This is a genomic window from Candidatus Cloacimonadota bacterium (assembly GCA_020532085.1).
Taxonomy (GTDB): domain Bacteria; phylum Cloacimonadota; class Cloacimonadia; order Cloacimonadales; family Cloacimonadaceae; genus Syntrophosphaera.
The window spans coordinates 1-8,501 of the sequence record JAJBAV010000058.1; the positions used below are offsets into that span (position 1 = coordinate 1).

5 protein-coding genes are annotated in these 8,501 nt (G+C 55.8%); 4 read left to right on the top strand and 1 reads right to left on the bottom strand.

Annotated elements, in window-relative coordinates; genetic code table 11:
- Positions 1–244 precede the first annotated feature (244 nt).
- The 4 genes from add to clpB all read left to right on the top strand — a co-directional run bounded on the left by add (position 245) and on the right by clpB (position 6,413).
- Positions 245–1,324, top strand: coding sequence for an adenosine deaminase (gene add / locus LHW45_10485; protein ID MCB5285997.1), 1,080 nt, complete (start codon positions 245–247; stop codon positions 1,322–1,324).
- A 2-nt stretch (positions 1,325–1,326) separates the two neighbouring features.
- Complete coding sequence (gmhA, locus tag LHW45_10490; protein MCB5285998.1) at positions 1,327–1,926, top strand: D-sedoheptulose 7-phosphate isomerase; 600 nt, start codon at positions 1,327–1,329, stop codon at positions 1,924–1,926.
- Positions 1,923–2,957: an endonuclease gene (locus LHW45_10495; GenBank protein MCB5285999.1), complete on the top strand. Its 1,035-nt coding sequence runs from the start codon at positions 1,923–1,925 to the stop codon at positions 2,955–2,957. The genes gmhA and LHW45_10495 overlap by 4 nt, the downstream gene beginning before the upstream one ends.
- Before the next feature lie 897 nt (positions 2,958–3,854).
- Entirely contained in the window at positions 3,855–6,413 is a 2,559-nt protein-coding gene (gene clpB, locus LHW45_10500) for an ATP-dependent chaperone ClpB (GenBank protein MCB5286000.1), read from the top strand.
- Between the two features lie 166 nt (positions 6,414–6,579).
- Here clpB and LHW45_10505 read toward each other — a convergent pair whose 3' ends face one another.
- Entirely contained in the window at positions 6,580–8,037 is a 1,458-nt protein-coding gene (locus LHW45_10505) for an FG-GAP-like repeat-containing protein (protein ID MCB5286001.1), read from the bottom strand.
- Between the last annotated feature and the right edge of the window lie 464 nt (positions 8,038–8,501).

The following is an 8,501-nucleotide window of genomic DNA, read 5'->3' on the forward strand; positions in this document are numbered from 1 at the left end:
TTGATTCCGTATTGATACCGTATTGATACCGTATTGATACCGTATTGATACCGTATTGATACCGTATTGATACCGTATTGATACCGTATTGATACCGTATTGATACCGTATTGATACCGTATTGATATTGGGAGCCGGGCAGGGAATTTGCCGATTTGGGAGGGGAAAGACGCGTCCGAGAGTTTTTTTGGTTGACAGGCAGGCTGTATCTTTCATAATGGTCTGCTAACCAAAGGATAAGGATATGGATATCAAAATGACCCGGGAGTTCATCCAAAAACTCCCCAAAACCGACCTGCACGTGCACCTGGACGGCAGTGTGCGCATCGACACGATCATCGACCTGGCCAAGCAGTTCAAGATCAAGCTGCCCACCCTGGACCCGGACGAGTTGCGCGGCCTGATCGTTTGCGGCGACCACACCGTGAGCCTGGAAGACTATCTGCGCGGCTTCGGGATCGTGAACCTGGTGCTGCAAAACAAGGAAGGCCTGCGCCGCGCGGCCTACGAACTGGCCGAGGACGCCGCCAAAGAGAACGTGCGTTACATGGAAGTGCGCTATTCCCCCATCCTGCACACGGACAGGGGCCTCAAACTCACCGAGATCTCGCAGGCCGTGATCGACGGGCTCAAACAGGGCGAGCGCGATTTTGGCATTAAAACGGCCGTGATCATCTGCGGCATGCGCAACATGGACCCCACCACCTCGGTGAAACTGGCGGAACTGGCCGTGGCCTTTAAAAACAAGGGTGTGATCGGTTTCGACCTGGCCGGCGGCGAATACAACAATCCCGCCAAGGACCACAAGGAAGCCTTCGACCTCTCGCTGAAAAACAACCTCAACATCACCATCCACGCGGGCGAGGCCTACGGTCCCGACAGCATCCACCAGGCGCTGCACTATTGCGGCGCGCACCGCATCGGGCACGGCACCCGGTTGGTGGAGGACGGCGATCTGCTGAACTACGTGAACGACCACCGCATCCCTCTGGAGATCTGCATCAAGAGCAATTTCCACACCAAGGCGGTGCCCAACATCCGCAGCCACCCCATCGATTTCTATATCGATTACGGCCTCCGCGTGACCATCAACACGGACAACCGCACCATTTCCAACACCACCGTCACCGATGAATATTTGCTGGCCATCAACGAACTGAAGCTGGATTACCCCACCATCAAAAACGTGATCCTGAACGGCTTCAAGAGTGCCTTCATACCCTATAAGGAACGCGTTCGCCTGATCAACTCCATCCTCAAGGAGCTGGAGGAGATCGAGGAAAACGAGCTGAAGACCAAGGTCAAGATCAGGGAAAACCTCTAGGCATGCGCGAACTCATCCAAGCTTCCTGCACCGCGGCGGGCCGCAACCTGAAGGCCTTTCTGGCCGAAGCAGGGAATTTCGCCGCCATCGAAAACGCGGCCCGGCTGATCGCGCAGGGATTTGCCCGGGGCGGCAAGGTGATCGCCTTCGGCAACGGCGGTTCGATGTGCGACGCGATGCACTTCGCGGAAGAGCTCACGGGCCGCTTTCGTCGGGACCGCAAAGCTCTGCCCGCCATAGCTTTATCCGATCCCAGCCACCTCACCTGTGTGGGCAACGACTACGGCTTCGAGCAGGTCTTCGCCCGGGGCGTGGAAGCCTACGCCGCAGCGGGGGACGTGGTGCTGGGCCTTTCCACCAGCGGCAATTCGCCCAATGTGATCCGCGGCCTGGCCACCGCGCGGGAACTGGGCTGCCACACCATCGCCCTGCTGGGCAAGGACGGAGGCCAGCTAGCCGGGACCTGCGAACTGCAGATCATCGTGCCCGGCGAACACAGCGACAGGATCCAGGAACTGCACACCCTGATCCTGCACATCATCATTGAATGCGTGGAGCGGCTGCTCTTTGGGGACGTCGCTTCCGGAGACAAAAATCCATGAAAAAAATAACCTTTACCCTGCTTCTGTTGCTGGCCGCCACCCTCGCCTGCGCCCAGGGCAACTACTACGACGCGGTGATCGACCTCAGCGGTCAGCCGCTCTACACCGCGCTGCATTCCCTGATCTCCACCAATACCAACAGCAGCTACGACGGCGCCAAGGTCTTCCTCTTTCAGCAATTGGACAACCACAACGGCTATGTGACCTGCATCTACACCGGCGAGGAACACTACGTGGGCTACAACTACACCGGCTCCAGCGATCCCAACACCGAGCACACCTACGCCCAAAGCTGGTTCAGTTCAGATGAGTCCAGCCGCAAAAAGGCCGACCTGCACCATCTTTTCCCCTCCACCATGCAGGTGAACAGCTCGCGGGGCAACTATCCGCTCTTCACGGTGGCCAATCACGCCTCCGCCAACGTTTATTACACTTACACCCCCTGGCAAAGCTTTCGGGGCCAAAGCTCCAACGGCTACACGGTGTTCGAGCCGGCCGACGAGAGCAAGGGCAACATCGCCCGCGCCCTGCTCTACTTCAACACTCGCTATTACGACAGTCTCACTCAGCAGAATGTGAACATGATCCCGGACCTGGTGCAGTGGCATTTAACCGATCCGCCCGACGCGGCTGAGATCGCCCGCAACAGCGCCATCCAGGGCTTTCAGACCAACCGCAACCCCTATGTGGACCATCCGGAATTCGTGAGCCGGATCTGGGGCGGATCCCCGGCGCAAGATGATACCGCCGCGCCGGCCGCGGAACTGAGTTTGGACCGGGTTTGGCCCAATCCCTTCGCGGAATCGACCACGCTGGCGGTACTAAGCAAGGACGCCCGCCAGGCCAGCGTTTCCGTGCATGACGTCAAAGGCCGGAAGCTGCGCTCCTGGAGCCTCATGCTGCCTGCCGGCACTTCGGAAATATCCTGGAACGGCAAGGATGAGAGGGGCCTGAAAGCCACTCCCGGAGTGTATCTGATCCGGGTGCACAGCGGCGGACAGAGCCTCGGCGCCAAAGTGCTGCTGAACTAAGATCCCCTTACATCAGGAGGCGCAAACGTCCCCGTTTGCGAAGTTCCGGAGGAACTTGTTTTCCACGCGCTCAGGTCACTTGGCAAAGCCCGGAGGTGACAGAAAATAGCGAGGGAGTGAAGAGGCCCGGGTCCCCGCGGAAAAGCGCAGCGAAGCCGTGGGGGTGGGAACGCAACCCCCTCGCTATGTTCTGTCGCCCAGCGGGCTTACGGCGCGTACCCAGGCTTTCTCGATTTGTTTATAAGGCTCTCTTTCAAACTGAGTGGGTAAATGACAGGAGAAACCCCTCGCCAGAGGGGTGCAGCACTATAGGCGGGGTGTTTCAACCCCCGTGGCAGTGGTGACCAGGCAAAAGGATGAAAACCTGCAGGTGAAGGAATTTGCGGAGCGATTAATCGCTTCGCCATAATGATCGGGGATTTAGCAACGCATCTCTGATCCGCGATGAATCACGAACCTAAGTCCTGCACCCCTCTGGCGAGGGGTTTTTCAGGGATTTGCCCGGGTACTTGTACAGGGGTTGAAACACCCCGCCTATAGTCCTGCACCCCGCGCAAGGCAGGGTTCAGGCTGCTGACAAAGGCCGTTTTTTCAGAACGGATTTGGACAAAAATATGGGGAATCCAGAAGATCAGCCACCCCGCGCAAGGCAGGGTTGTATGTCCGGGTTATGTTTCTGCGGCTGAGCAGAGTCAACGCATGGATTTGGCAACCCAAGATCAGTTGGCATGGTTCAAAACGGGTTGCCTCAGTTACCCACTTGATTTGAAACAGAGCTTGTTTTAACACATTCTCCCCCAAACACTTCTTAGAAATTAGCAATCTATCATATAGACTGCTAATAAACTTCTTGACATCTCTTTGGCCCCGGCTATTTTGTCCTTGAAAGGAGGTGCCATGAACGCACAAAAATTTACGCTCAAGAGCCAGGAGGCCCTGCAGGCGATGCAGGCCCTGGCCGAAGAATACGGACATCAGGAGATCCGGGACCTGCATTTGCTGGCCGCGCTGCTGCGGCAGGGCGATTCACTGGTGCTGCCGGCGCTGCAGAAGCTGGAGGTGAACGTCTCATCGCTAACCGGCGAGGTGGAAAATGCCCTGAAGCAACTCCCCCGGGTGAGCGGCTCCCAGGTCTATCTTTCCCAGGAAGTTCTGGAGGTTCTGCACCAGGCGGAGCGCGATGCCGACCGGCTGCAGGACGATTACATCAGCCTGGAGCATCTGCTGCTGGCGCTGCTGGCCAAGGGCATAGAGGCCGGCCAACTGCTCAAGGCCGCGGGGGCCAGCCCGGACAAGTTATTGCTTGCCCTGAAAGAACTTAGGGGCAATCAGCGGGTGACGGACCAGAACCCCGAAGCCAAATTCCAGGCCCTGGAAAAATACGCTCGCAACCTCACCCGCCTGGCCCGGCAGGAAAAGCTGGACCCAGTGATCGGGCGCGACGATGAGATCCGCCGCAGCGTGCAGATCCTTTCCCGCCGCCGCAAGAACAACCCCATTCTGATCGGCGAGCCGGGGGTGGGCAAAACCGCCATCGTGGAAGGCCTGGCCCGCCGCGTGGTGGCTCGTGACGTGCCGGAAAACCTGAAGGACAAGGAAATTTTGGAACTGGACATGGCGGCGCTGCTGGCCGGGGCGAAGTTCCGCGGCGAGTTTGAGGAACGCCTCAAAGCAGTGCTGGCCGAGGTGGAAAAATCCGACGGCCAGATCATCCTTTTCATCGACGAGATCCACACCGTGGTGGGGGCCGGGGCCGCCGAGGGCGCGGTGGACGCCTCGAACATGCTCAAACCCGCTTTGGCACGGGGTTCGCTGCACTGCATCGGCGCCACCACCATCTCTGAATACCGCAAGCACATCGAGAAGGACCCCGCCCTCGAACGCCGCTTCCAGCCTGTGCTGGTGCAGGAACCCAGCGTGGAGGACACCATCTCCATCCTGCGCGGCATCCGCGAGAAATATGAGGTGCACCACGGCGTTCAGATCACCGACACAGCGCTGGTTTCCGCCGCCGTGATGAGCGACCGCTACATCGCTGACCGTTTTTTGCCGGACAAGGCCATCGACCTCATCGACGAGGCCTGCGCCAAACTGCGCATGGAGATAGACAGCCTGCCCAGCGAACTGGACGAGATCGAACGCAAGCTGCGCCAGCTGGAGATCGAGCGCCTCTCGTTGGCCAAGGAGGAGGACGCGCTGTCCAAACAGCGGCTGGAAAAAGTGGCGGCTGAGATCGCGCAACTGGGAGAGGGGCAGAAAGCCCTGCGCCTGCGCTGGGAGAATGAGAAGAAAGGCTTTGAACGCAGCCGTGAACTGCGGGCTGAGATCGACTCCCTCAAGAGCCAGGCCGACAAGGCTGAGCGCGAAGGTGACCTGGAAACAGTTTCCAAACTGCGTTACGGCAGCATCAAGGAAAAGGAAAAAGAACTGGCTGAACTCACCCAAAGCCATGCTCAAACCGAAGCCGTTGATCCGCTGGTCAAGGAAAAGGTGGACGAGGAACTGATCGCGGAAGTGGTTTCCAAATGGACCAACATCCCGGTGTCCAAACTGGTGCAGAGCGAGATGAGCAAGTTGCTGGGGCTGGAGGAGATACTGGCCCGGCGGGTGATCGGCCAAAGGGAAGGGATCACCGCCCTGGCCAACGCCATCCGCCGTTCCCGCAGCGGCCTCAGCGACAGCAACCGGCCCATCGGCTCCTTCATCTTTCTGGGCCCTACCGGAGTGGGCAAAACGGAACTGGCCAAGACCCTCGCCGCCTACCTCTTCGACACCGAAAAAGCCATGCTGCGCCTGGACATGAGCGAATTCATGGAGAAACACTCGGTGGCCCGGCTCATCGGCGCTCCCCCCGGCTATGTGGGTTACGACGAAGGCGGCTACCTCACCGAAGGCGTGCGGCGCCGTCCCTACAGCGTGATCCTCTTTGATGAGATCGAAAAAGCGCATCCGGACGTGTTCAACATCCTGCTGCAGATCCTCGACGACGGCCGGCTCACCGACGGCAAGGGCCGCACCGTGGATTTCCGCCACAGCGTGATCATCATGACCTCGAACATCGGCTCGCAGGAGATCTATGAAGCCAGCGACCTCGAAGCCCTCCGGCCCCGGCTGCTGGGCACCCTCAAGCAGTATTTCCGGCCGGAATTCCTGAACCGCCTGGACGACATCATCATCTTCCACCGCCTCAGCCAGGCCAACATCCGCGAGATCGTGAAGATCCAGCTGGGCCAGTTGGCAGACCGGGTGCGGGAAAAAGGCATTGAACTAAGCTGGACGGAGGCCCTGGTGGACCACATCGCCAGCGCCGGCTACGATCCCCAGTTCGGTGCCCGGCCCCTCAAACTCCTGATCCAGAAAGACCTGGAGGATGCCATGGCCAGGGCCGTGCTGAGCGGACAAGCCGGACAGCAGATGAAACTGGATCATCAGAACGGTGAAGTGATCATCACCTAAGCGCTACACGAAAAGACATGCCGCCCCGAAAGCAACGCTGGGCGGTATTTTTTCGGTAGATAACACCGGGGAAGAAGAGCCCGTGGGGCGTAGGCTATTGACAAACTGTCATGTGGCCAAATGCCTGTACCTGAGAGTGCGGGTCAAATAGCCGCAACTGAAGAGACTATCTGATAACGATCAGTTTGTTTGTGCCTGTATGCCTTCCCGACTCATAAACCCGGTATAGGTACAGGCCGGATTCCACCCTTTTTCCATGTCTGTCCTTCAGATCCCAAACCACCTGATCTCTAGCCGGGACAGACAGCGTGTTGATCAATTGCCCCTTGAGATTGTAAATCTTGATGCTTACTTGGGCTGAGTCAGTCTTCCCAGTTTTGAAGCAAACATGGTTTTGGCAAGGATTGGGGAAAACATCGATAACCCGGCCTGGCACTGAAGCAAAGTCCTCATTTTCTGAAGCGGGCTCATCCAGGAAGTTGCCATTGCCGTCATTGAACAGGATGCTCATTCTGGTGCTTGTTCCCACGTGATAACCAGCATACACCAAATCCAAGGTATTATTACCATCAAGATCTGAACTGCTTACAATAGATGAATCCCATATACCGAATTCCATGATTTGGGGCTCACTGAAAGTACTATCATGTTGATTATAAACCAAATACAGGTTGTTCCACCACGGATCTTCAGGTATGACCATTGTATAAACCAGGTCAGGAAAAACATCGCCATTGAAATCGGATATGTGAACAATACACGCAGCATCAGGAAAAGAATATTCATCAGAATCAGTATATGTTCCGTCTCCATTGTTCAGTTTGATCTTATACGGTGCCGAAAAACCTGCTATGCCTGTGTACATATGAAGCAGAATGTCATTGAAGCCGTCATTGTTGAAGTCCTCAATAAAACAAAAATTGTAGTAAGAGCTCCACTGAGAATCATCTATCAAAGTCTCCTGATACTGATTCTGCACTTTATGATACTGATACACGCCTGTGGTAGTGCAGAGAATCACTTCACACCAATTGTCTCCATCCATATGTCCCACCGCATAGGTCGAGATCCGTCTGTCGGTGGTGGTAACATAAGTGTCGGTAAACACGCCTTGTCCGTTATTCCTGCAAATACCGAAACTTCCGCCATCGGAGGGCTGATTGCGTTTACAGAATACCGCGTCCATATCATTGTCGTTATCGGCATCGATCAGGGAAATGTATTCGTAGGGAAAATGGGTGAAGCTGTGGATGATCGTATAGTCGTCCGTGATGACACCGTTCACATTGGCATAGTATAATGCTCTGGGGATGTCATTGATGCGGCCCTGGGTTATCAGTTCCGGATGATCATCTCCGGACAGATCCACGAAACTGATCTGTTTCATTAAATCATAAACCGGATAGTCCACCCTGGTGAAGTTACAGCTTCCGTCATTATAGAAAACAAGAATCGTATCAATGCCTGTAACGGGACATCCCAGGATCACATCCTTGTCGCCATCCAGGTCAAAATCGACTATACTCGCATGGGTGGCGGAATACGGCAACTCAAACACGAGACAGTGCGCCCCGCCAACCCCAAGCAGCAGTAGCGCCGCCAATATCTGATATCTCAATTTCATGCCTTTGCCTCGATTGCTTTTTGCAAGCTGTTTATACTGTCTCCCAAGCGCTTGTTCTCAGGTTGGTTGAGGACATTTGTTCTGCCTTTGAACTCACACTCTCATTATGGTCAATGTTCTGATGGCATTGTTTTCACGCTTGCCATTTTCGTCAACTTTATTTGAGGTTTCCGTGATCTGATTTGCGTTTTTCTCTGGCTCCTTATGATGCCACCTATAAACCGCGACCTTTTCGCATGAGCAGTCGCAGTTCTTATCCACTTCATCACTACTGAGATTCTGTCGCCCTCCGGGCTTGTACCGGGCTGAAAACATCATCAAGTCTCTTGGTGGCGTTTTTTAAGGCATCCCCCCAAAAAAGTGAGTGTCAGGAATTGCAGTAGTCCCTATAACAAGAGAGTATGGCATTATTTTGTCCACCGATTTGTGATTTCCGGAGCCATTTGGCCATTTGTCCTCAAAGT

Coding starts and splice junctions, on each gene's coding strand:
- add (MCB5285997.1), top strand. CDS start 245: ATGGATATCAAAATGACCCGGGAGTTCATCCAAAAACTCCCCAAAACC.
- gmhA (MCB5285998.1), top strand. CDS start 1,327: ATGCGCGAACTCATCCAAGCTTCCTGCACCGCGGCGGGCCGCAACCTG.
- LHW45_10505 (MCB5286001.1), bottom strand. CDS start 8,037: ATGAAATTGAGATATCAGATATTGGCGGCGCTACTGCTGCTTGGGGTT.
- LHW45_10495 (MCB5285999.1), top strand. CDS start 1,923: ATGAAAAAAATAACCTTTACCCTGCTTCTGTTGCTGGCCGCCACCCTC.
- clpB (MCB5286000.1), top strand. CDS start 3,855: ATGAACGCACAAAAATTTACGCTCAAGAGCCAGGAGGCCCTGCAGGCG.